At 64.5% G+C, this 22,124-nt stretch carries 21 protein-coding genes, 1 tRNA gene and 1 pseudogene; 16 read left to right on the top strand and 7 right to left on the bottom strand.

Annotated elements, in window-relative coordinates:
• The 5 genes from modA to ABIB56_RS08075 all read left to right on the top strand — a co-directional run bounded on the left by modA (position 1) and on the right by ABIB56_RS08075 (position 3,601).
• Positions 1-801: a molybdate ABC transporter substrate-binding protein gene (modA, locus tag ABIB56_RS08095; protein ID WP_354568640.1), complete on the top strand. Its 801-nt coding sequence runs from the start codon at positions 1-3 to the stop codon at positions 799-801.
• Positions 801-1,616, top strand: coding sequence for an ABC transporter permease (locus tag ABIB56_RS08090; protein WP_354568639.1), 816 nt, complete (start codon positions 801-803; stop codon positions 1,614-1,616). Before modA ends, ABIB56_RS08090 begins: the two co-directional genes overlap by 1 nt.
• Positions 1,613-2,647, top strand: a complete 1,035-nt coding sequence (locus ABIB56_RS08085; RefSeq protein WP_354568638.1) for a sulfate/molybdate ABC transporter ATP-binding protein — start codon at positions 1,613-1,615, stop codon at positions 2,645-2,647. Before ABIB56_RS08090 ends, ABIB56_RS08085 begins: the two co-directional genes overlap by 4 nt.
• Positions 2,648-2,783: 136 nt before the next feature.
• Positions 2,784-3,191: a hypothetical protein gene (locus ABIB56_RS08080; protein ID WP_354568636.1), complete on the top strand. Its 408-nt coding sequence runs from the start codon at positions 2,784-2,786 to the stop codon at positions 3,189-3,191.
• Positions 3,188-3,601 (top strand): hypothetical protein, encoded by a 414-nt coding sequence (locus ABIB56_RS08075; RefSeq protein WP_354568634.1) that lies wholly within the window; start codon positions 3,188-3,190, stop codon positions 3,599-3,601. Before ABIB56_RS08080 ends, ABIB56_RS08075 begins: the two co-directional genes overlap by 4 nt.
• Before the next feature lie 396 nt (positions 3,602-3,997).
• On the opposite strand, the gene ABIB56_RS08070 is transcribed toward ABIB56_RS08075, so the two are convergent.
• Positions 3,998-4,387, bottom strand: coding sequence for a DoxX family protein (locus ABIB56_RS08070; protein WP_354568633.1), 390 nt, complete (start codon positions 4,385-4,387; stop codon positions 3,998-4,000).
• Between the two features lie 167 nt (positions 4,388-4,554).
• On the opposite strand from ABIB56_RS08070, the gene serA reads away from it, so the two are divergent.
• Together serA and ABIB56_RS08060 are read left to right on the top strand one after the other, a co-directional pair.
• A complete protein-coding gene (serA, locus tag ABIB56_RS08065) occupies positions 4,555-6,144 on the top strand; it encodes a phosphoglycerate dehydrogenase (RefSeq protein WP_354568632.1) in 1,590 nt (529 codons plus the stop codon).
• A gap of 92 nt (positions 6,145-6,236) precedes the next feature.
• Positions 6,237-8,129 carry a DUF2207 domain-containing protein gene (locus tag ABIB56_RS08060; protein ID WP_354568631.1) on the top strand — a complete coding sequence of 631 codons (1,893 nt, stop codon included), beginning with the start codon at positions 6,237-6,239 and terminating at the stop codon, positions 8,127-8,129.
• Positions 8,130-8,551: 422 nt separating this feature from the next.
• Here the strand turns inward: ABIB56_RS08060 and ABIB56_RS08055 are convergent, their stop codons facing one another.
• Positions 8,552-8,803, bottom strand: a complete 252-nt coding sequence (locus ABIB56_RS08055) for a DUF6458 family protein (RefSeq protein ID WP_354568630.1) — start codon at positions 8,801-8,803, stop codon at positions 8,552-8,554.
• Between the two features lie 173 nt (positions 8,804-8,976).
• Between ABIB56_RS08055 and ABIB56_RS08050 the strand changes: the two genes are divergently transcribed.
• From ABIB56_RS08050 to ABIB56_RS08015, 8 genes are all read left to right on the top strand, one after another.
• Entirely contained in the window at positions 8,977-10,026 is a 1,050-nt protein-coding gene (locus ABIB56_RS08050; RefSeq protein ID WP_354568629.1) for a 3-isopropylmalate dehydrogenase, read from the top strand.
• A gap of 37 nt (positions 10,027-10,063) precedes the next feature.
• On the top strand, positions 10,064-11,173 hold the full coding sequence (locus tag ABIB56_RS08045) for a branched-chain amino acid aminotransferase (RefSeq protein WP_354568628.1): 1,110 nt from the start codon (positions 10,064-10,066) through the stop codon (positions 11,171-11,173).
• A 124-nt stretch (positions 11,174-11,297) separates the two neighbouring features.
• Positions 11,298-12,074: a fumarylacetoacetate hydrolase family protein gene (locus ABIB56_RS08040; protein WP_354568627.1), complete on the top strand. Its 777-nt coding sequence runs from the start codon at positions 11,298-11,300 to the stop codon at positions 12,072-12,074.
• Complete coding sequence (locus tag ABIB56_RS08035; protein ID WP_354568626.1) at positions 12,071-13,117, top strand: YeiH family protein; 1,047 nt, start codon at positions 12,071-12,073, stop codon at positions 13,115-13,117. The genes ABIB56_RS08040 and ABIB56_RS08035 overlap by 4 nt, the downstream gene beginning before the upstream one ends.
• Before the next feature lie 188 nt (positions 13,118-13,305).
• Positions 13,306-13,644, top strand: a complete 339-nt coding sequence (locus tag ABIB56_RS08030; protein ID WP_354568625.1) for a PadR family transcriptional regulator — start codon at positions 13,306-13,308, stop codon at positions 13,642-13,644.
• A complete protein-coding gene (locus tag ABIB56_RS08025) occupies positions 13,637-14,212 on the top strand; it encodes an HAAS signaling domain-containing protein (protein WP_354568624.1) in 576 nt (191 codons plus the stop codon). Before ABIB56_RS08030 ends, ABIB56_RS08025 begins: the two co-directional genes overlap by 8 nt.
• A 94-nt stretch (positions 14,213-14,306) precedes the next feature.
• Complete coding sequence (gltX, locus tag ABIB56_RS08020) at positions 14,307-15,791, top strand: glutamate--tRNA ligase (RefSeq protein WP_354568623.1); 1,485 nt, start codon at positions 14,307-14,309, stop codon at positions 15,789-15,791.
• A gap of 3 nt (positions 15,792-15,794) precedes the next feature.
• Positions 15,795-16,718 carry an NAD(P)/FAD-dependent oxidoreductase gene (locus ABIB56_RS08015; protein ID WP_354568622.1) on the top strand — a complete coding sequence of 308 codons (924 nt, stop codon included), beginning with the start codon at positions 15,795-15,797 and terminating at the stop codon, positions 16,716-16,718.
• Positions 16,719-16,758: 40 nt separating this feature from the next.
• Here ABIB56_RS08015 and ABIB56_RS08010 read toward each other — a convergent pair whose 3' ends face one another.
• Entirely contained in the window at positions 16,759-17,598 is an 840-nt protein-coding gene (locus tag ABIB56_RS08010) for a cytochrome c oxidase assembly protein (protein WP_354568621.1), read from the bottom strand.
• A 176-nt stretch (positions 17,599-17,774) separates the two neighbouring features.
• Between ABIB56_RS08010 and ABIB56_RS08005 the strand changes: the two genes are divergently transcribed.
• A tRNA-Gln gene (locus ABIB56_RS08005) sits at positions 17,775-17,849 on the top strand.
• A 664-nt stretch (positions 17,850-18,513) separates the two neighbouring features.
• Here the strand turns inward: ABIB56_RS08005 and ABIB56_RS08000 are convergent.
• From ABIB56_RS08000 to ABIB56_RS07985, 4 genes and pseudogenes are all read right to left on the bottom strand, one after another.
• Positions 18,514-19,617: pseudogene (locus ABIB56_RS08000) on the bottom strand (recombinase family protein); the annotation flags it as partial.
• Between the two features lie 520 nt (positions 19,618-20,137).
• Positions 20,138-20,977, bottom strand: a complete 840-nt coding sequence (locus ABIB56_RS07995; protein ID WP_354568620.1) for a hypothetical protein — start codon at positions 20,975-20,977, stop codon at positions 20,138-20,140.
• The gene (locus ABIB56_RS07990) at positions 20,970-21,284 is read right to left on the bottom strand and encodes a hypothetical protein (RefSeq protein ID WP_354568619.1); all 315 of its coding nucleotides are present in this window, start codon (positions 21,282-21,284) and stop codon (positions 20,970-20,972) included. The genes ABIB56_RS07995 and ABIB56_RS07990 overlap by 8 nt, the downstream gene beginning before the upstream one ends.
• Entirely contained in the window at positions 21,281-22,087 is an 807-nt protein-coding gene (locus ABIB56_RS07985; protein WP_354568618.1) for a replication-relaxation family protein, read from the bottom strand. The genes ABIB56_RS07990 and ABIB56_RS07985 overlap by 4 nt, the downstream gene beginning before the upstream one ends.
• Between the last annotated feature and the right edge of the window lie 37 nt (positions 22,088-22,124).

Here is a 22,124-nt window from a genome sequence, read left to right as displayed (position 1 = left end):
GTGAAACTCTCCCGTCGGTCCATCGCCGTCGTCGCGCTCGCCGTCGGTGTCGCGCTCGGAACCACGGCGTGCTCACCGAGCGCGCCTGTAACGTCGTCCTTGGCGTCCGATAAGGCGCCGGCGCTAACCGGATCGATCACCGTGTTCGCCGCCGCATCGCTCACCACGACCTTCCAGGACCTGGCCGATTCGTTTCAGAAGGAGAATCCGGGCACCACCGTCTCGCTCAGTTTCGCCGGCTCATCCGACCTGGTGACTCAGATCACCGCCGGCGCTCCCGCAGACATCTTCGCCTCGGCCGACACCAGGAACATGGCGAAGCTCACCGATGCGAACCTGGTCGACGGCACCCCGGTGAACTTCGCGACGAATGTGCTGGAGATCGCGGTTCCACCGGGCAACCCGGCATCCATCAAGAACTTCGCTGACCTGGCGAAACCCGGCGTGAAGACCGTCGTCTGCGCTCCGCAGGTTCCGTGCGGTTCGGCCACCGTCACCATCGAGCAGGCGACGGGTGTGACCCTGACCCCGGTCAGTGAAGAGTCGGCGGTCACCGACGTGCTCGGCAAGGTCTCCTCCGGTGAGGCCGATGCCGGTCTGGTCTACGTCACCGATGTGAAGGCCGCAGGCTCGAGTGTCACGGGCATCGAATTCGCGGAGTCGAGCACAGCGGTGAACACCTATCCGATCGCGGGCCTGAAGAGCACGAAGTCGCCGAAGCTGGTCGCGGCGTTCATCACGTACGTCACCGGCGCCGCCGGGCAGAAGAAGTTCGCCGCGGCCGGGTTCGGCAAGCCATAGTGGCCGGGAGGCGGCGTCCGGCGGTCCCGGCATGGGTGCTCGCCGTCGCCGTCGTCGGCGCGGTATTCGTGCTGTTCCCCCTCGTCGCGATGGCGACCAGGGTCGACTGGCCGAATTTCGTCACACTGGTGACCTCCCCATCATCCGTCGCGGCCCTGCTTCTGAGCCTGCGCACCTCCCTCGCTGCGACCGTCGCCTGCATAGTTCTCGGGGTCCCGATGGCGCTCATGCTCGCGCGCACCAGTTTCCGCGGCCAGCGTTTCGTGCGGGCACTCGTACTGCTGCCGCTCGTGCTGCCGCCGGTCATCGGCGGAATCGCTCTGCTGGCAGCCTTCGGCAGGCGCGGCCTCCTCGGGCAGACCTTCGACTTTCTCGGGATCTCGATCGCCTTCTCGACCACGGCCGTGGTGATCGCCCAGACCTTCGTCGCGCTGCCCTTCCTCGTGCTCAGTCTGGAGAGTTCACTGCGTCTCGCCGGAACCCGCTATGAGGCGGTGGCTGCAACCCTCGGGGCGCGACCGACGACAGTACTGCGCAGGATCACGCTGCCGTTGATCTTCCCCGCGCTGCTCTCCGGTGCCGTGCTGTCTTTCGCGAGGGCGCTCGGAGAGTTCGGGGCGACGCTGACCTTCGCGGGAAGCCTGCAGGGCGTCACCCGAACCCTGCCGCTGGAGATCTATCTGCAGCGGGAGACGGATCCGGATGCCGCGGTCGCTCTCTCCCTCGTGCTGGTGGTCGTGGCAGTGCTGGTCGTCGGCCTCACCCTGCGCACCTCGGCAGGGTCCGCGCTGGTCCGTCGAGGGCTGGCCTCGTGACTCTCACGGTGGAGGCGAGGGTGGCCGAGCGCGGCTTCGATCTGGCGCTCGGTGTCGGGCAGGGCGAGACCGTTGCCATCCTCGGCCCGAACGGTGCGGGCAAGTCGACACTGCTCGCCATCATCGCCGGTCTTCTGAGGCCGGATGTCGGCCGTGCCGAATGGGCAGGAACCCCGCTGTTCGATGTCGGCGGTTCCCGGAACACCTGGCTGCCGCCGCACCAGCGCGGTGTCTCACTGCTCGCTCAGGAGCCGCTGCTCTTCCCGCACCTGAGCGCCCTCGACAATGTCGCTTTCGGCCCGCGGAGCGCGGGCCGGAGCAGGGATGCGTCCCGCGCGGTGGCTCGCGGCTGGCTCGTCGAGGTGGAGGCATCCGACCTGGAGAGAGCGAAGCCGGGAAAGCTCTCCGGCGGCCAGGCGCAGCGCGTCGCCGTCGCGCGGGCGCTCGCCTCTGACCCGAAACTACTGCTGCTCGATGAGCCGCTCGCAGCCCTCGACGTCACCGTCGCCTCGACCCTGCGGCGGATGCTGCGGCGCGTGCTCGCGGACCGCACAGCGATCGTCGTCACCCACGAGGTGCTCGACGCACTGACCTTCGCCGATCGGGTCGTGGTGATGAACGGGGGAGCCATCATCGAGCATGGTCCGACCCGCACCGTGCTCGAGCAGCCGCGGCATCCGTTCACCGCGCAGCTGGCCGGCCTGAACCTGGTCACCGGCAGGAGCACGGCCACGGGTTTGGTCACCGACGATGGTCTACCGATCTCCGGAGAGTCGATCGGTGTCGGGGTGCGAGCGGCAGCCGCCATCCGTCCGTCCGCCATCGCGGTGCATCGGGACAGGCCCGTCGCCGACACCGTGGTGCGCGTGGTTGTGAGCGATCTCGAACCGCGTGGCGACTTCGTGAGGGTGCGGGCCGGCGCGCTGTCCGCGGATATCGCCCCTGGGCGGGCCGCGGCCCTGGACCTGGCGCCGGGCGTCGGGCTGTACTTCTCTTTCGCCGCATCCGAGGTCTCGATCTACGCACTCTGAACCCGCCGACCGGCAGCACCCGAAGACAGGGTTCCGTCATGGCGAAGACCAACACCGGGCTTGAGCCCGGGGCATCCGCTGTTCGAGCACCTGGTCGAAGTGATCCCAGCTGGGGCTGAACCGCTAGGGTGCTGACATGAGCGCTGAGCCGGATGACGAAGCCCTGAGCTGGGGTGGCGAGAAGGATCCGACCCACGTCGACTCGCCCCAGCCGGCCGAGCCGGAACCCTCAGACGGCGCCGAAGAGGTGCAGCCTGCGCTGAGTTCTGTCGCGCTGGTCACCTTCGGAGTGTTCGGCGGCATCTTTCTGCTCTACGTCGTCGGCTGGATCATCGCCGTGCAGCGCATGGCGGGCAGCCTCGGCAATCCCTTCTTCGATTTCATGAACCGCCTCGGCGAGGTGCTGGCTATCGCGTCCCCGGCGGCTTGGTTTGTCGGCGTGCTGTTCCTCACCAGGGAATGCCGCACATTCGTACGAGTGCTGTGGTTACTACTCGGCATCGTCATCCTGGTGCCGCTGCCCTTCATTCTGGGGACGAAATGACCGACGACAGGGCAATGAGCCCGGACGATGCCGCGACTGAATCTGCCATCGTCGATGACGCAGGCATCGGCCGCCGCGGAAAGCTCGGCCGGCTGAGTATCGTGATCACAATCGTTATCGCGATCATCTTCGGACTGTTCTACGCCTACAACCTCTTCTGGGCGATCTCCAACGTCGTCGGGGTGACCACCCAGATCAACAGCTACAACGTCAACAGGGTGAAGTTTGGCCTGGAGGCTGTGTCGACCCCGTGGGTAGTGCTGATCGCCGACGTGCTGATCTCGCCGGTGGTCTATGCACTGGCATTCTTCCTCGGGCGGCGGCAGACGATCTTTGTCAAGATCGTCTACTTCTTCCTGGGCCTCGCGGTGGTCGCAGCTGTTTTGCTGACGCTGATCGCGCTGGCCTGATCGCGCTGGCCTGTCCCTCTGGCCGGGTCTCGCTGGCCGAGTCGCGCTGGCTGGTCCGGCTGGCCGAGTCGCGCTGGCTGGTCCGGCTGCGATCCGCGATCTCGACCGCACCGCCAGCTCTGCTTGCGTTTCCCTCACCGTTTCTCCGGAGGATTCGGCCCTGCCGTCCCGGTTGACCTCAATTTCCGGCTTCCGAGCAACAATCCTCCGGAGAAACGTGTCAGCGGCAGCATCCGATCGGGTCAGCGGCGGAGACCGTCCACTCACCCGCAGAACGGTGGTCGGATGCTGTTTCTCCGGAGGAATCAACCCTGCCGTCCCGGTTGACCCCGATTTCCCACCTCTGAGTAGCAATCCTCCGGAGAAACGAGGCGGCGGCGGCAGCGTGTAGCCGGGTCAGACCACCGCGACCAGTATCACCGCGATGAGGACCACCTGGGCGATGTAGCGCGGCCAGAACGGGATCGACGCGCTGCCAAACTTCTCCGGGTGCTCCGCCGCGTAGACGTTGGCCGGGAAAACCGCGATCAGGAAGAGCATGAGCGCGATACCCGCGGCGAAAGCCGTCCATGGCACCAGGATGCCGATGCCGCCAGCGATCTCGCAGACGCCGGTGAACCGTACAAGGTTCTTGCCGGTCAGCAGCCCGCCACGCTTGAGGTAGGACGGAACCATGGCAGCCATCGCCCGCGCCGGTTTCGCGCGGAAATGGTTGACGCCCATGCCGAGGAACGCGATCGCGATCAGGATGCGCAGCACGATTTGCACGATGTCGAACGCGGTCATCGTGGCAGTCTTTCAGTAGCGGCGCACCCGCGGCTGTGAATCGCGGTGTCATCCTCGTCTCGCGGTGTCATGCGGAAAAGACGACAGTCGAGACTGGGATAAAGTTCTAGAGCCGTCCGCGCAGTTGTCGCGGCGTGCCATCCTCAAGCAAACGAAGGACTCGATTCGTGGCAAATCCGATCGTGCTGATCGCAGAAGAACTCTCACCGGCAACCGTCGAGGCCCTCGGTCCCGATTTCGACATCCGCTCCGTCGACGGCACCGACCGACCGGCCCTGCTGGCTGCGCTCGCCGATGCCAGTGCGATCCTCATCCGTTCCGCGACCCAGGTGGATGCCGAGGCCATCGCCGCCGCGAAGAACCTCAAGGTCATCGCCCGGGCCGGTGTCGGTCTCGACAACGTGGACATCAAGTCGGCGACCGAGGCCGGCGTCATGGTCGTCAACGCGCCAACGTCGAACATCATCTCAGCCGCCGAACTCACCGTCGGCCACATCCTGAGCCTCGCGCGCCACATTCCGGCCGCGCACGGCGCGCTGGCAGCTGGCCAGTGGAAGCGCTCGAAGTACACCGGTGTCGAACTGTTCGAGAAGACCATCGGCATCATCGGCCTCGGTCGTATCGGCGCGCTGATCACCGCCAGGATGCAGGCGTTTGGGACCAAAATCGTCGCCTACGACCCCTACGTCACCGCAGCGCGCGCGCAGCAGCTCGGCGTGACTCTGCTGCCCCTCGAGGAGCTTCTCGCCCAGTCCGACTTCGTGACCATCCACATGCCGAAGACCCCGGAGACCACGGGCATGATCTCCGACGCCCAGCTTGCGCTGATGAAGCCGACAGGGTTCATCGTGAACGTGGCGCGCGGCGGCCTCATTGACGAGGCGGCCCTCCATCGCGCGCTCACCGCCGGTACCATCGCCGGCGCCGGTCTCGACGTCTTCGTCAGCGAACCTCCGACCGACTCGCCGCTGCTCGGCCTTCCCAACATCGTCGTCACCCCACACCTCGGCGCGTCGACGGATGAGGCGCAGGAGAAGGCCGGTGTCTCCGTCGCCAGGTCGGTGCGTCTCGCTCTCTCCGGCGAGCTCGTGCCCGACGCGGTGAATGTCGCCGGCGGCGTCATCGACCCGTCGGTGCGCCCCGGCATCCCGCTGATGGAGAAGCTCGGCCAGGTCTTCGCCGGCCTCGCCGACAGCCCGGTCACCGGGGTCGAGATCGAAATCCGCGGCGAGATCGTTGAGTTCGACGTGAGCGTGCTCAAGCTCGCCGCCCTCAAGGGGCTCTTCACCAACGTCGTGAGCGAATCGGTCAGCTACGTGAACGCGCCGCTGCTCGCCGAGCAGCGCGGCCTCGCCGTTCGTCTCATCACCGATCCGGTCAGCGACGAATACCGCAATCTGCTCACTATCCGCGGCGTGCTCAGCGACGGTGCCCAGCTCTCGGTGTCGGGTACCCTCACCGGCCCGAAGCAGGTCGAGAAGATCGTCGAGATCAACGGTTACGACGTCGAAGTGCCGGTCGCCGACCATCTCATCGTGATGATCTACACCGACCGTCCCGGAATCGTCGCCGTGTATGGCAAGGAGTTCGGCGATGCCGGCATCAACATCGCCGGTATGCAGATCAGCCGTCGTGAGGCCGGTGGCCAGGCGCTGAGCGTGCTCACCGTCGACTCTCCGGTGCCCGACGGCCTGCTCGACACCGTGCGCGACGCGATCAAGGCCGACCTCCTGCGCGAGATCGACATCACTGAGTAGCCCGACATCACCGAGCAGCTGGACATCACCGAGCAGCTGGACATCACCGAGTAGCCCGAAGTTTCGAGAACCGCTCGGATAGGCTCGATCGCGTGACCCGGCTTCCACGCATCCTCGCTGCCCTGGCTGTTTTCCTTTTCGCGGGGGCTGCGCTGTTCGCGCCGGTTTCGGCATCCGCTCGCCCGGGTGCGGTCTCGGCGGGCGTGGAAGATTTCAGCTTCAGTTCCTACGACGCTGATTTCTACCTCTCCCGCGACACGGAGAATCACGCCACCCTCACGACCGTCGAGACCTTCGTGGCGAAGTTTCCGAGCTCCGACCAGAACCGCGGCATCATCCGGGCTATCCCCAATGATTACGACGGGGTGCCGCTGAACACCGCAGTCACCTCGGTGACGGATGCATCGGGCGCAGCCGTGCACTACGACACGACGACCAGCAACGGCTTCACCGAACTCGCTCTCGGCACCGACGACTACGTGCACGGTGAACAGAGCTACGTGATCACCTACACGCAGCAGAATGTGGTGCGCCACTTCGCGGATACGAACGACGACGAGCTCTACTGGGACACCAACGGCACGGGATTCGATCAGCCGTTCGGACGGGTGACGGCACGCGTGCACGTGGATCCGTCGATCACGTCGTTCCTCACCGATCATGACGCCTGCTACCGCGGTGCCGAGGGCTCGACGGACACCTACACCTGCGACATCACCAGGTCGACGGACACGGATGCCGCGGGCGCCCTGTTCACCGCGAGCACCACCGGTCTCGAAGCTCGCCAGAACCTCACCGTGGCCATCGGCTTCACGTCGGACACCTTCGTGCAGGTGCCGGCGGAGACCCAGCCCGGCGATTCGGGACCAGCCGCCGATCCGCCGTGGTGGTCCAACCTCGTCGCGTGGCTGTTGGCCGCCATCGCCGCCGCGGGTGGAGTCTTCGCCGTGCTGCGCCGCACGGTACTCGGACCGCAGGATTCCCGGGGTCGAGGCATCACCATCCCGCAGTACAGCCCGCCGAAGGGCCTCAACCTGATGGAGGCCGCGGCCCTCGTCCGCCGCACGGGCAGCGGTTTCGCCGCCCAGTTCGTGAGTTTCGCGGTGCGCGGGAACGTGCGCATCCTCGACTATCCGCTCGAGAAGGACGATGGCGACTACACGCTCCAGTTCCTCCATGCCGACAACGTCGATGACGACGAGAACCGGCTGCTCCGCGAACTGTTCGGCGACGGCCTGCCTGTCGGCGCCACCCGCGCCCTCGGGGTGGTCGACGACACGCTCGCCGGCAAGCTCAGCGCGATCCAGAGTGGCGTAGGCGCACGGCTCATCAGCCGTGGTCTCCGCGCGAAGGTCTCCTCGATCGGCGGCGTCGTCGTCATGATCGCGGCCTTCCTTCTCCTCTTCCTCTCGATCGGTCTCACTGTGCTGTTCTCCGCACTCGGGGCCTTCAGCCCGTGGCTGATCCTCGCCATCGCGATCTCGTTCATCCTGATCTTCGTGGCGGCGGGTGTCGCAGTGAGGCCGGCGGTGCTCACCGACGCGGGTGCGGATCAGCGCGACTACCTCCTCGGCGTGCGCGACTATCTCCAGCTTGCAGAGGCGGATCGCTTCCGCATGCTGCAGAGCCCTCAGGGTGCGGAGCGGATCGACGTCGGCGACAAGGTCGAGATGGTCAAGCTCTACGAGAAACTGCTTCCGTTCGCCGTACTGTGGGGCATCGAGCGCGAGTGGGCGAAGGAACTCGCGGTCTACTACGACGCTGGCGTGCGCTCGCCGGGCTGGTACGTCTCAAGCGGCACCTTCAACTCCCTGATCTTCGCCCAGACGCTCGGCGGCTTCTCCTCGTCGGTCACGACGACCTCGACGCCGACTCCGAGTCCCTCCTCGTGGTCGGGTAGCAGCGGAGGCAGCTTCTCCGGCGGCTCGTTCGGCGGCGGATTCTCCGGAGGCGGAGGCGGCGGGGGTGGTGGCGGCGGCCGCTGATCCGCCTCCAGTTGGTCTGCTCTGCGCCCGGGCGTGCCGCTCGCGTTGCGCCGAAAACGCAGGAGATCTTCGCAGAAACGATGTGGGCGGCATCCATCGAGTGATTATGCGGCCGGATCTCCTGCGTTTTCGGCACTGTTTTCGGCACTCCGACCGGCGAGGAAATTAACCACGTGTTCCGGCGCCTCGCTTGGTACGGTGGAGTGGTACCACACGCAGAACAGGAAGACAGACCATGGCTGCAGTATTACTCAGCATCCTCAGCGTTATCGTGCTCTTCGGAGGGGTCGGTTTCCTCTTCGCGATAGTGGCAATAGCCAAGTCACGCTGACGCCCGTACAACCCGGCGAGCATGGATGACGCGCCCCACCCTGAACCCGAATCAAACGCGGGGCGCGCCAGCTTGTGGTTACGCGACGTTCTTAGAGAACGTCCCCTTTGGTCTCTTTCTCCGTGACCCGTTCGTTGCCGGTCGGGTCGACCGCGGTGCGCGTCGTCGAAACGGTCTGGCGCCTGCGCAACATCATGATCAGGGAGATGAGAAAGACCAGTACTCCGGCGCCCATGAGCAGGTAGCCCACGATGTCCAGATTGATCCATGGAACGTCGACGTTGACTGCGAAGGTGAGAATCGCACCTACGACGAAGAGAAAAATTCCTGTACCGATGCCCATGATAAATCCTTTCGTCGTCGGGATGGATCTCATTCGCAACAACGTTCGCGTCACTGCGAGCTCGTACTGAACACAAGTGTACCCGCGCCTCCCGCGCGAGGAGCAGATTCGCTGGGATCAGGCTGCCGGTACGCTGGAAGTTCCTGAATGCGTAACGCCCGAGGAGTCCCGGCATGTCTCGTACCATCAAGCTCGCAGTCATTCCCGGCGACGGGATCGGCCCGGAGGTCGTGGCAGAGGCAATGAAGGTACTGAACGCCGTCGTCCCGGCTGATGTTGCCGTCGAGGCCACCCATTTCCCTTTCGGAGCGGGGCATTTTCTCGAGACGGGCGAGATACTCGACGACGAGAGCCTTGAGCGTCTCGCAGGCCACGATGCCATCCTGCTCGGCGCCGTCGGTGGCGACCCGCGCGATCCTCGGTTGGCCGGAGGAATCATCGAGCGCGGCCTGCTGCTCAAGCTGCGCTTCGCCTTCGATCACTACGTGAACCTGCGGCCCACCCAGCTGTTCCCCAACGTCGAATCACCCCTTTCCGCCCCCGGTGACGTCGACTTCGTGGTGGTCCGCGAGGGCACTGAAGGGCCCTATGTGGGCAATGGCGGAGCGATCCGTGTCGGCACGCCGCACGAGATCGCCAACGAGGTCTCGGTCAACACAGCTTTCGGTGTCGAGCGTGTGGTGCGCTATGCCTTCGCCGCCAGCCAGGTCAGGCCGCGCAAGAAACTCACGCTGGTGCACAAGACCAACGTGCTGACCAACGCCGGTGGCCTGTGGCAGCGCACCGTCGATCGCGTCGGACCCGAATTTCCGGATGTCGAGGTCGACTACCTGCACGTGGATGCGGCCACTATCTTCCTGGTCACTAATCCGAGTAGATTTGACGTCATCGTCACCGACAACCTCTTTGGCGATATCCTCACCGATCTCGCTGCCGCAATCAGCGGCGGCATCGGACTGGCCGCCTCGGGCAACATCAACCCCGACGGCACCTTCCCCAGCATGTTCGAACCCGTGCACGGTTCGGCACCGGACATCGCGGGAACGCAGACGGCCGACCCGACCGCGGCGATTCTCTCCGCGGCACTGCTGCTCGACCACCTCGGGCTTGCGGATGCCGCGGCTCGAGTCACCACGGCGGTGACGGCCGACCTCGCCTCGCGTGACGGAGTCGCCCGTTCCACGGCGCAAATCGGCGACGCGATCGCCATCGCGCTCAGCTGAGCGCAGAATACTTACCAGGACTACCGAAGGGCCGACAATGATCACCAATCTCCTTGCACCAACCACGCTTGCCTTCACCGTAACCAAGAATCTCGCTGCGAAGGGCGAGACCGAGCGCGAGGAGATTCTCTCCGACCCCGGCTTCGGCAAGTTCTTCACCGACCACATGGTCGACATCTGCTGGTCGGCGCGCGGGGGCTGGCACCGCCCACGCGTGCAGCCCTACGGTCCGATCGCCCTCGACCCCGCGGCGGCCGTTCTGCACTATGCCCAGGAGATCTTTGAGGGACTCAAGGCCTACCGTCACACAGACGGTTCGATCTGGGGCTTCCGCCCGGACGCCAACGCGCGTCGCATGCAGCGTTCGGCCGTGCGTCTCGCGTTGCCGGAACTCCCGACCGAGTATTTCATCGAGTCGCTGAAGCAACTCATCGCCGTCGACGGCGACTGGGTTCCGTTCGCGCCGGAGACCAGCCTGTACATCCGGCCGTTCATGTTCGCCAAGGAGGCTTTCCTCGGAGTGCGCGCGGCCGAGAAGATCAACTACTACGTGATCGCCAGCCCGGCGGGCGCGTACTTCACGGGTGGCGTTAAGCCGGTGTCGATCTGGCTGTCCACCAACTACTCGCGCGCCGGCAAGGGTGGGATGGGTGCCGCGAAGACCGGGGGAAACTATGCTTCGTCACTTGTCGCCCAGCAGGAGGCCTACGAGCACGGCTGCGACCAGGTGCTGTTCCTCGACTCCGAGGAGGGGCGCTTCATCGAGGAACTCGGCGGTATGAATGTGGTGCTGGTCAAGAAAGACGGCACGCTCGTGACGCCGGAGTCCAGCAGCATCCTCGAGGGGATCACGCTCGACAGCGTGCTGCAGCTCGCCAGGGACCGCGGCCATTCCGTCGAGCAGCGCAGGGTAACCATCGACGAATGGCGGGACGGCGTTGCCTCCGGTGAGATCGTCGAGGCATTTGCCTGCGGTACCGCGGCGGTTGTCACCCCGATCGCCCTCATCAAGGCCGAGGGGTTCGAGATCGGGTCGGCGGATGCCCCGGCCGGCGAGTTGACGATGTCATTGCGCCAGGAGCTCACCGACATCCAGTACGGCCATGTCGAAGATCGGCACGGCTGGATGCTGCGCCTGGACGCATGAACAGTCCAACGCTCACTTTTTTGCCGTTCGCCGTCCCGAAATCCGGGGGACTTGAAAGCACGTTCCGCGTGATTGGGACGATGTTATTGCGTCCCCTGAGAGTTGAGACGGGCGGGGCCTCGGTATGAAAATCGCACGATTCAGCGTCGCTGGCAGCGACCCCCGCTACGGCATCCTCGACGGGGACGACTACGTCGTGCTCACCGGGGACCCGATGTTCAGCGGTTTCGAGACGACGGGGGAGCGGGTGCCCGCCACGCAGTCGAAACTACTGGCGCCGGTCATCCCGCGATCGAAGGTCGTCTGTATCGGACTGAATTACGCGGAGCACCGCGACGAGTTGAGCGACGACACCGACAGCCCGACCAGTCCGCTGGTCTTTCTCAAGCCGAACACCGCAGTCGTCGGCCCCGGCGACACGATTCAGATCCCTCCGGTTGAGGGTCGGATCGTGCACGAGGGCGAACTTGTGATCGTGATCGGCACGATCGCCAAGCGGGTGAGGGCCGAGGACTACGCGGACGTGATTTTCGGCTACACGATCGGCAACGATGTGTCGGCACGCGACCAGATGTTCGCCGACGGGCAATGGGCGCGGGCGAAGGGTTACGACACGTTCGCGCCGCTCGGTCCGGTGATCGAGACGGAGCTGGATTGGGCGAACCTTGACATCCAGACCTTCGTCGACGGCGAAAAGCGTCGGCACGGCAACACGAAGGACATGATCCACAAGATTCCGGAGATCATCGAATACGTGTCGGATATCTGGACGCTTCTGCCCGGCGACGTCATCATGACCGGTACGCCGGCCGGCCAGGGCGGTTTCGTCGACGGGCAGACCGTCGATATCACCATCGAGGGCATCGGAACGCTGAGCAATCCCGCGAAGAATCGCGTGTGAGGCGCTTTCCCTGGCTCGCAGGTCTGCTGCTCGCCGTTGTCGGTGCTGCCGCCGGCTATGGCGTGCACCTGCTGGTACCGGCGCTGCCCTGGCTGACAGCATCCCTGATCCTCGGCGTTGTTGCCGGGTGCATCCCACCCTTCAGACCCTCGCTGGGCGGCATCTTCAAACCGGGTCTCGCGATCGCGGCTCGTCGCCTGCTGCGTCTGGGCATCGTGGTGTTGGGATTCAAGCTCAGCCTCGGTGACATCGCGGCGCTCGGCTGGGTGGCGATCCTGGCCATCATCGCCCTCGTCGGTATCAGTTTCGTGATCACCTGGCTGATCGGGCGGCTGTTCCGCCTGGAAGGAGACCAGGCGGTGCTGATGGCCGCCGGATTCTCGATCTGCGGTGTCTCGGCGGTCGGAGCGATGGCGGCCGCGCGCGGTTCTGACGAGAAGGACACCGGCACCCCGATCACCCTCGTCACTCTCTACGGCACGCTGGCCATTGTGGTGCTCCCGGCGCTCTCGGCACTGCTCGGGCTGGATGCCAGGCAATTCGGTCACTGGGTCGGAGCCAGTGTGCACGACGTCGGCCAGGTTGTCGCCACGGCGCAGACCGCAGGGGCGGCTGCGCTCGCCATCGCCGTGGTCGTCAAGCTGACCAGGGTGCTCATGCTCGCGCCGATGGTGGCGATCGCCTCGATCCAGACCCGCCGGCGCTCGCGCCCTGGGCCGTCGCTTTCTGAGCGCTCGCTCTCTGACCAGTCGCTCTCCCAGCCCGTTGACGAGTCCCCGAAGAAGAACCCGCCCATCGTCCCGCTGTTCATCGTCGGCTTCGTCGTCGCAGTGCTACTCCGCTCATTCCTGCCGCTGCCGGATGCCGTGCTCAACATCGCCGACTTCCTGCAGTCCGCGCTGCTGGCCTGCGCGCTCTTCGCGATCGGTGCATCCCTCCGCCTCGAGCAGCTGGCACGTTCCGGGCTGCGTGCCCTCGGCGCCGGTCTCGTCTCGTGGATCGTCATCCTCTGCCTGGCACTGGGGCTCGTCTACCTGGGCTGAGAGTGTTCGCGCCCGGCCCCGGTGCCGAACTTGCTCCGGATTCCTCGCGGCGGAGATATCCTCTCGCGGACCGAATTATTGTTCCGTCCGCGAGAACTTTTCTCCGCCGCGAGAGTCTTGCTGGGCCCTGCCGGAGAGCTGCGTCCGGTGATTTGCACTAGCGTGCATCGCAAGGTAGCTTGTTATGCATGACAGTGGATGTAAGTGCGCAGCTCCGTAAAGGAGTGGTCGAATACTGCCTGCTCGGCCTGCTCGACCGTGAGCCGATGTACGGTTGGCTGCTCTCTGAACAACTGGTCTCGCACGGCATGATCGCCAGCATCGGCACGCTCTATCCGGTGCTCAGCCGGCTCCGCTCCAGAGGCCTCGTCAGCAGCTATGACGAAGTGTCGGCCACGGGTCCGGCGCGAAAGTACCACCGCCTCACGGAGGCGGGCAACGACCAGCTGGGCAGCTTTCGGCGGCAGTGGGGATCGTTTACCAGCACGGTGCAAGAACTCGTAGGAAAGGACGACAGTGATGGCTGAGACAACGACTCCCCGGGTGGTTCGTACCTATCTGAACGAACTGGAGAGAGCCCTGGCGGGTGTTTCGGCTGAGGTCAGCCAGGGGCTCGTTGCGGGTATCGCCGAGGAACTCGATGGACTGGATGCGGCGGCTGCGGCATCCAGGATCGAAGAATTGGGCGACCCGGCCTTCATCGCCGCGGAGGCCCGCGAGGGTATGGGAGCGGCGCCGATGGAGACCGAGCCGGTGCAGCCGGTCGCAGCCGGTTCGCAACGCTGGTATGTCGTACTCACCGTGGTGCTGCTCGCTTTCGGCGGTCTTGTCCTGCCGTTCTTCGGATGGCTGGTCGGCGTCGCGATGCTCTGGGCATCGCCGGTCTGGTCGCGAAGGGACAAGCTCGTCGCCACGATCGCACCGGTTGCTGCCGGTGTCGTTGTGAGCGGGATACTGGCTATCGTCAGTAGCTTCGCGTCGCAGGGGCTTCTCGCCTGGCACATGCTCGCTCTCGGCCTGGTGGGGGTGCCATTCTTCGCGGCCGTGCTCGTCAGTATCAGCCTGCTCCGCCGGGGATGGCTGAGGGCTGTCTAGAGTTCACACGACCCGCGTGGGGACCTTTCCGTGGGTCGGCGACCAGTTCGGCTGCTGCGCGCTGCCTCGGTGCGCTCGTTAGGATTATGGAGCCATGCCTGCCACCTTCAGCACAGCCTCCGGAGCCGACGTCCGCGTCCGCTTCTGCCCATCGCCCACCGGAACGCCGCACGTCGGTCTCATCCGCACCGCCCTGTTCAACTGGGCCTATGCGCGCCACACCGGCGGAAAACTCGTGTTCCGCATCGAAGACACGGATGCCGCCCGTGACAGCGAGGAGAGCTACCTGCAGCTGCTCGACGGCCTCACCTGGCTCGGCATCGACTGGGATGAGGGCGTTGAGAAGGGCGGACCGGATGGGCCGTACCGGCAGTCCCAGCGCTCCGACATCTACCTCGACATCATCGAGAAGCTCACGACCGGCGGCTATCTTTACGAAAGCTTCGTCACCGGCGAGGAGATGGAGGCGCGCAATGTCGCCGCGGGCCGTGATCCCAAGCAGGGTTACGACAACTTCGAGCGCGCGCTGACCGAAGAGGAGAGGGCTGCCTTCCGTGCGGAAGGTCGAGCCCCCGCGCTGCGCCTCCGCGTTCCGGACACCGACCTGAGCTTCGACGACCTGGTGCGCGGTGAGATCACCTTCCCCGCCGGCAGTTTCACCGACTTCGTGGTCGTGCGGCCCAATGGCGCACCCTTGTACACCTTCGTGAACCCCGTTGACGACGCCCTCATGGGCATCACCCATGTGCTTCGCGGCGAAGACCTGCTGTCCTCCACCCCGCGGCAGATCGCGCTGCACCACGCGCTCGCCGAGATCGGTGTCACCACCTTCGTGCCCCGCTTCGGGCATCTGCCCCTGGTGCGTGGCGACGGCAACAAGAAGCTGTCGAAGCGCAATCCGGAGTCCAATCTCTTCCACCACAGGGATCGCGGATTCATCCCAGAAGGACTCATCAACTACCTGGCGCTCCTCGGTTGGTCGCTCACCCACGATCGCGACGTGTTCTCGCTTGACGAGATGGTGGCGGCCTTCGACGTCGCCGACCTCAACCCCAACCCGGCCCAGTTCGACCTGAAGAAGGCCGAGTCGATCAACGGGGACCACATCAGGATGCTGCCGGTCGAAGACTTCGCAGCGCGCCTGGTGCCCTACCTCGGTGACTATCTCGCCGATCCGCCCACGGCCACGCAGGAGGCGATTCTCCGCGAGGCCGCACCGCTCGTGCAGGAGCGCATGCAGCTGCTCGGCGAGGCGCCAGGGTTGCTCGGATTCCTGTTCACACCGGATGACAGGATCGAGTACGACGCGGATGCCATGCCCGGCCACGACGCCGCCCTCATTCTCGACGCGGCTGTGGCCGAACTCGAACAGCTGAACGATTGGTCGCACGAGAACATCGAGCGTGTGCTTCGCGCAGAACTCATCGAGGGTGGCGGACTCAAACCGCGCATCGCGTTCGGTCCGCTGCGCACCGCGATCTCCGGTCGCCGCATCAGCCCGCCGCTCTTCGAGTCGATGGAGCTGCTCGGCAAGGAGTCGTCACTCGCTCGTCTCGGCCGGCTCGCCGCACGGTTGTAACCGGTGGCGGATCACTACGACGTCGTCATCGTCGGCGCCGGCCCCGCGGGCTTGAGCGCCGCCCTCAACCTCGCCCGTGCCCGCCGCCACGTGCTGCTGCTCGACGGCAACCGTCCGCGGAACGCCGCGACCATGGTCTCGCACGGTTTCATCACCCGCGACGGCATCGCGCCTCACGAGCTGCGTCGCCTCGCCCGCGAGGAACTGGCGCAGTATCCGGAGGCTGAGTTCCAACTGGCCACAGTGCGGAGCGTTTCCCGCCTTGACGGGGCGTTCGCGGTTGATGCCAAAGGGGTGAACGGGTCGCCGAGCAGGTCGGTCACCGCCGCGAGCGTGCTGGTGGCTACCGGACTGAAGGAGACGCTGCCTGCGCTGCCCAGCATCCGTGCCTTCTATGGCCTCGGACTATTCAGCTGCGTCGAATGCGACGGCTACGAGCACAGCGACAGGCCGCTCGCCCTCATCGGTGAGACCAGCGATCTGGCGGCACGGGCCCTGCTCATCGCGCAGTGGAGTCACAATCTCATCGTCTTTACCAATGGCGTGGGCCGTATCACCGACTCGCAGGAGGCGGTGCTGGCCGCTCGAGGTGTTCGTGTCGAGCGTCGTGAGATCGCGGATGTCGTGGGGGAGCGTGGCGTCGTCTCCGCCGTGTCGCTCGCTGACGGATCCGCCATCGCGGTCGAGGGCGGCTTCGTGCGACCGCGCTGGGACGCGGCGCTCGACTATGTTGCGGAACTGCAGCTCTCCACCGACGGTTGGGGCCTGCTGCTGACGGATGCCGACGGACGCACCAGCGCCACCGGCGTCTACGCTGCCGGCGACTCCACCGCGCCGGGGCCGCAGCAGCTCATCGTGGCGGCCGGAGCCGGTGCGCGCGTGGCTGCCGCCATCAACCGTGACCTGATCGGCATCGCGCGGGCCTGAGCCCTTTGTGCGCCTGAGCTCGTTGCGCGCCGGAGCCACGTCAGCGCGGCCGTTGCCTCAGGTGTTCGCGGGTGAGCGCGTCCATCTCCTCATCGCTGAGGTCGTCAAGGTTCTTCGCTTCCCGCCGATCGATCTTCGACCAGCGGATGAAGAGCAGGATGAGTATCGGCACGTCTGCGACCTCGGCGATGAACCAGAGGAAGTCGCCCGCGAGATGCTGGTCGTGCAACGCGTTCGGGAACCAGCCGGGCAGCGACCCGAGGACCGGTCCGATTCTGTCGAGCACTGATCCGTTGAGGCGCATCATGATCGCCGGGATCGCATCCACGACGAGTTCGACGAACACGAGCAGGAACTCGACGGTGATGAAGAAGCTGGTGCGTTGCGTGGTGTGCTCCACGATCGGCAGCACCATCAGCAGGCCCGCGATCGGCACGGTGATGGTGAGGATCGCACCGGCCAGCAGACTCTCCCTGAGGCTGCCGGCGAGCGGGGTGAGGAATACCGAGAACGCCGCGAGCGCGAAGACGGGTGCGAAGACCGCGTTGCCGAATAGCCGAATCGGCCAGGATTGCAGCACGGCATCCATGACCCTGAGCGGCGCACCGCTGAGCACCAGTCGCGAGAGCGTGACGGGTGCGCCGAGGCTGAGCAGCCCGGGCACCGCGAAAAGCAGCAGTGCGATCCGAGTCGTGAACGCCCAGCGGAGCCCCTCGCTGTAGACGCCGAGGAAGCCGAAGTTCACGACGGCGAAAGAGCCAAGCCCGAGCAGTGAAAAGCCGAGCGTTCTCATGACCGGCCAGCGGATGCCGCGGCGATGGAGCAGCGCGACCGCGAACCCGTAGAGGGTACCGGCGACCGCCAGGGCGACGAGTGTCACCGGATCGAGGCGCCAGCTGGTGAGGAAAGTCAGGATGGAAGGCGTGGTGCACTCGATTCGTGGGGTTTCCCGAATTGTCCCACCCGAGTCCGGACGCGCGGTGGGAGGCGTCCATTTGTTTGACCCCCGAACCGTAGGTTAGAGTGACTAGTCGGCCCGGCTTCGGTCAGGTGCGGTGGGGTATGGTGTAATTGGCAACACGGAAGATTCTGATTCTTTTGTTCTTGGTTCGAGTCCAGGTACCCCAGCCAGATCAGCGTTACTCAAACCAAGGTCAAATGAACTAGCCCTTAGATTGAATTTTGAACTCCTCGCCCTCGGGCGGGGAGTTTTTGTGTTTTCGGTGATGGACTGGCTCCCGACCCGCTCGCAGTGCCCCTGCAACTCGCGGACGGTGTTGTTGGCGCTGTTTCGCTCGCTCTCCACCCTGACGCCGTCATATTCCACGTAGACAATCAGTCTGCTGAAGAAGGCCGCGAGCAGGTCCCGGCGCACGGGCGTCGGAGCATTGCGGTAGAGATCGCCGGGATCACGTAGCAGATCGAGATACGCAATCGCTTTCTCGGCTCCATACTTCAGCCGTTCACTGGTGACGGCGAGCTTTTCCTTGATGGCTTCCTTCTGGATTGTGGTCTGTTCGATCTTGGAGCGGATCTTCGATATTGGAAGGGTGCCGTCGGCGGCGAGCTCAATGAGGCGCTCCTCCTGCGCTTCCAGCTTTCGCAGCTGTTTCTGAAGCTGCGCCTTGGCGTCCCGCTCGGCCCCAAGCAGGTCGTCGATCGTCGTAGTGACGAGTGACTTCAGACCCTCGATTGCTTCAATAGTTAGCCGTTCACCATCGACGACGAGAGTGAGGTGCGCTTCGATCTGCTCGATGCGGATAGCCGGCGTCGAACAGAGTCGCCGCTGTTTTGCCGTGCATATGAAGTATTCGTATGTGCCGCCGTTGCCAGTGTTTTGGCTGTACAGCAAACGACTACGTCGTCCGGCAGCAAGGCACTCACCGCAGTAGAGCATTCCTTTGAGGTAGTGAAAATGGACAATATCTCGGTCGCCTTGACGATTGCGCTGATCAAGGATGTCTTGCACCTGGATGAACGTCTCTTTCGAGATCACCGCCTGGTGGCGTCCGCCGTAGAGCTTTCCCTTGTAGCGGATCACTCCGGTGTAATACGGGTCACGCAGAATTCCAGCCAGCCGACTATTGCTGACGGGCCGCTCCGATCGGCTTGGCGAGGCGCGAGTGGTTAGTCCCTGCTCTTCCATTAGCTCGCGGAGCTGGCTTATCGAATATTGGCCCGTGGCGTATTGCTCGAACGCCCAAGCGACGAGCGGCGCTCGTTCCGGGTCGACATCGATGGTGTTGACGAGGCGACCGCTGTAATCCTTGCGGACGTTGAGGTAGCCGAGCTTGGCGCGGCCGACTGACCCGCCCTGTTCGACTTTGTGGGCCATCTTCACCTTGACGTCTTCGCCGTTCATACGGACTTGGACTTCGTTCATGACGTCGGTGATGGCTTCCATGGCATCGGCCATGTATCCCTCACCGAATTCCTCCTTGGCCGACACCAGACGGACGCCCTTCTCTAAGAGCTGGCGCTTGGTGATAGCTGCATCGGTGAAGTTGCGGAACACGCGCGAGCGCATGTAAATCACCACATATTTCACATCGGGGTGTTCGTCGATGTAGCGAAGAAGTTTCTTGAACTCCGTGCGTTTGATGATGGTCTGCGCAGACTGGCCGGGCTCCAGGAATTCTTGTGCGACCGTCGCTTTGAGCTCCCTCACCTTACGCAGCGCTTCAACGCGCTGGGTCGCGATGCTGTTGCCGTCCTCGTCGAGGTCGGCGGCGGTGTGCAACTGCCGGGGTGTTGAGACGCGCAGGTAGACCACTGCTTGAGCGACTGCGGAGGCAGGTGTGCTTCCTAATTTCGGGGGCTTCGCGTAGAGATGTTCGAGTCCGATCGTTGAGTTGACGGTCGGCGTCAAGGTTGCGGGCTCGGGGCTATTCGGGGTCATAAGTTGATTTCCTCCGTTATTGTCCTCCGGATTAACGCTCTTCTGGCCTGCGAAGTCCAGCGGTTTGGTGGGGTTCAGGGCACCTTCACCCGAGGTCGCCCCTGGTGGTTCGGTGATGTAAAAATCGCCTCGGTGATCCTGGTCATTCGTCATTCGTTCCGTCGTCTCTGGAGCCTGGTGCTCTCCTGCGCTGCCTTACGCCCTCTCTGCGCCTGCGCCTCTGTCCACCGCTTTCGGCGGCTCTTCGCCTGAGTGGTCGCCTGCCCCGGGACAAGGCCCGGTGTCGGGCTCGTGGCCCCTGACACGGGCCTTTGAGGGGAATGAGCGAGGAGGCGAAGCATTCGCAGGGCTGGCGTGTGGCGAGTCGTACTCGTCTTGTGCAAGCCGAAGGAGCGCACGCGCGAGTCGCCGATGGTCGATCTGATCGAGATGTTCGGGCTCGATGCGGATTCGACGATCTTCTCGGGGCCGCCCGGCCTTCCGCTGCGAGCCCGAACCGGAAGGGCGGGCGCGTGGCGTTTCATTTGTTGAAGGCATAGATCACTCCCTCACGCTCGACGAGGTCGTACATCTCTCTGGTCTGCGCTTCGACCATGTCGTGGTCTATCGACACGGCTTTAGTCAGAATTCCGCGTACGGCAGCGAAGTTGTGGAGGTCTGTTTCCCACTCCTCAAGTTCGACCAACCCGTAGAGCGCGTCTTCAATGGACACGAAGTTTCCGACGTAATTGTCTTGGAAGGAATCCGTGACGTTGTTGGCGCTCGCATCCACGTCGGGCAGTGTCAGGAAGACTTGGAACGGGGTGGTCCCGACGGTCGGCAGAGCGTTGAGGTGGCGGGTGAGAGCGTTGACCTCCTCGAGTGTCTTACTGGCCGGAATATGCACCGTCGAGACTGTGCATCCCAGGGAGATCCTCGTAGCGACCAACAGTCGGTTGAGCTGTGGGGCGGCGTCATTGATCATGAACCGCCAACCCGACCCCTCCTGATTCGCTTGCACCAGGTAGGTGCCGAGCCAGTCGATCCAGGTGCGAACTTGAGCCGGAGTGGTCGGGTCGTTGTAGACCTCGAGGAACTCATTGCTGAGGGCGGTGTAGCTGACCGCACCAGTGCGGGCGAACTCGCCAAGGGTGAGACCGTTATCACCGAGCGCGTTGGCTATCGCTCGAGCGATGGCGCGGGCCGTGTGCTCGGTGACGTCGGTTTGACGTTCACGGGCAGCATCGATTCCGGATTCGATAAATTCGACAAGTGCGTCCCCGTTCTCGGGCTCTTCGGCGTCAAGGTTCGGGTTGTCGGCGTCCGGTAGTTCGGCTTTGTACTTGCCGGGTGGGTTTGTTTCTGGCGATAGGTCATTCATCACTGTCGCTCCCTGCCGCGATCACAAAGTTGGTGAAGGCCTTACGCCATGTCCCCGCAAGCTGCGTCGACGGGACTGCTCGCAGTTCTGCGAGTGCCACGTTCCCGCTGAGGATCCCGGTTGCCGCGAAGTTGCAAAGCGCGGTGCGGTACCCGCCGTGCACGGTGGCGGCGATGATGCGCGCTGTCACGGCATCGATCAGCTCAATGCCGGATTCGGCAAGAGCGACGTTGATGTGGTGTCGTGCTCGGATCGACTGGTCCGGCGCTGTTCGCGCCGCTGTGGTGGTTCCTGTTTGGTAGTTCATAAGTGATTTCTCCTTTCGGTTACTGGTTGTTCATCTCTTGGCGTGAGCATCGTGACGGCGTTCTGCGCGCTGGTGACCCGGAACAGCGTGTCGGTCAGGGTCGGGTCGCCGCGGATGCTCGTGCGCAGCTTGGCCGCTCGTTGCTCGCTGGGCACGACCCAGACGATGGCCGGGAAGATGCCTTGCCGGTGCTGCTCGTTGCCGGTCTGGAAGTAGCGCTGGTAGCTGGCGCACTTGCGCAGGATTGCGGGCATGTGCTCGGTGCCTCGATCCACCTCGACGAACGCATGCTCCTCGACCGCCGCCGTCGCGGTCACTACGTACAGGTCCGGTTTCAGCCACAGCAGCCCGCCGTGGCTGGCGGTGAACTCGCGCCAGCATTCGGGCTCGGCGTCGAGCTCAAGCAAATCGAAGCGTCCCTCGCGTGCCGCTTCACGCAGCCACACGGCAAGGTCCGCGACCTCAAGAGTGTGATCGGTGAACGGTGCTCCCGGTTCCACGAACCGCCGCCTGGCTCCATCCCCTCGTAGAGCGCGTAGGAGCCGTTCGCCCGTTGCAGAAAGTTGCCAGACGTTGCCGGATGAGCCGTGCTTGATGCCCCCGATGCGACGTTCCAGCCGGACGAGGAACCCGCGGGTCTCGAGGCGCCCCAGCACTCGGACGGTGCCGCGTGTTGCGGCTGAAATGGTCGCGTGCCCGATGCCGAAGTGCAGGCGTTGGATCTGTCGGGTGCTGAGCAGCCGGAATTGTTCGATGTCCTGCAGCAGTGCCAGATCGCGGTCGGTGAGCAGTTGAAGGAGCATCTCGGTCTTGTAAGGAGTCCACGAGTTATTTATGACG

The organism is Glaciihabitans sp. UYNi722, from assembly GCF_040549465.1.
Classification (GTDB): Bacteria; Actinomycetota; Actinomycetes; order Actinomycetales; family Microbacteriaceae; genus Lacisediminihabitans.
Note: the sequence above shows the minus strand (reverse complement) of the source record. Positions and strands in the feature narration are given on the sequence as shown.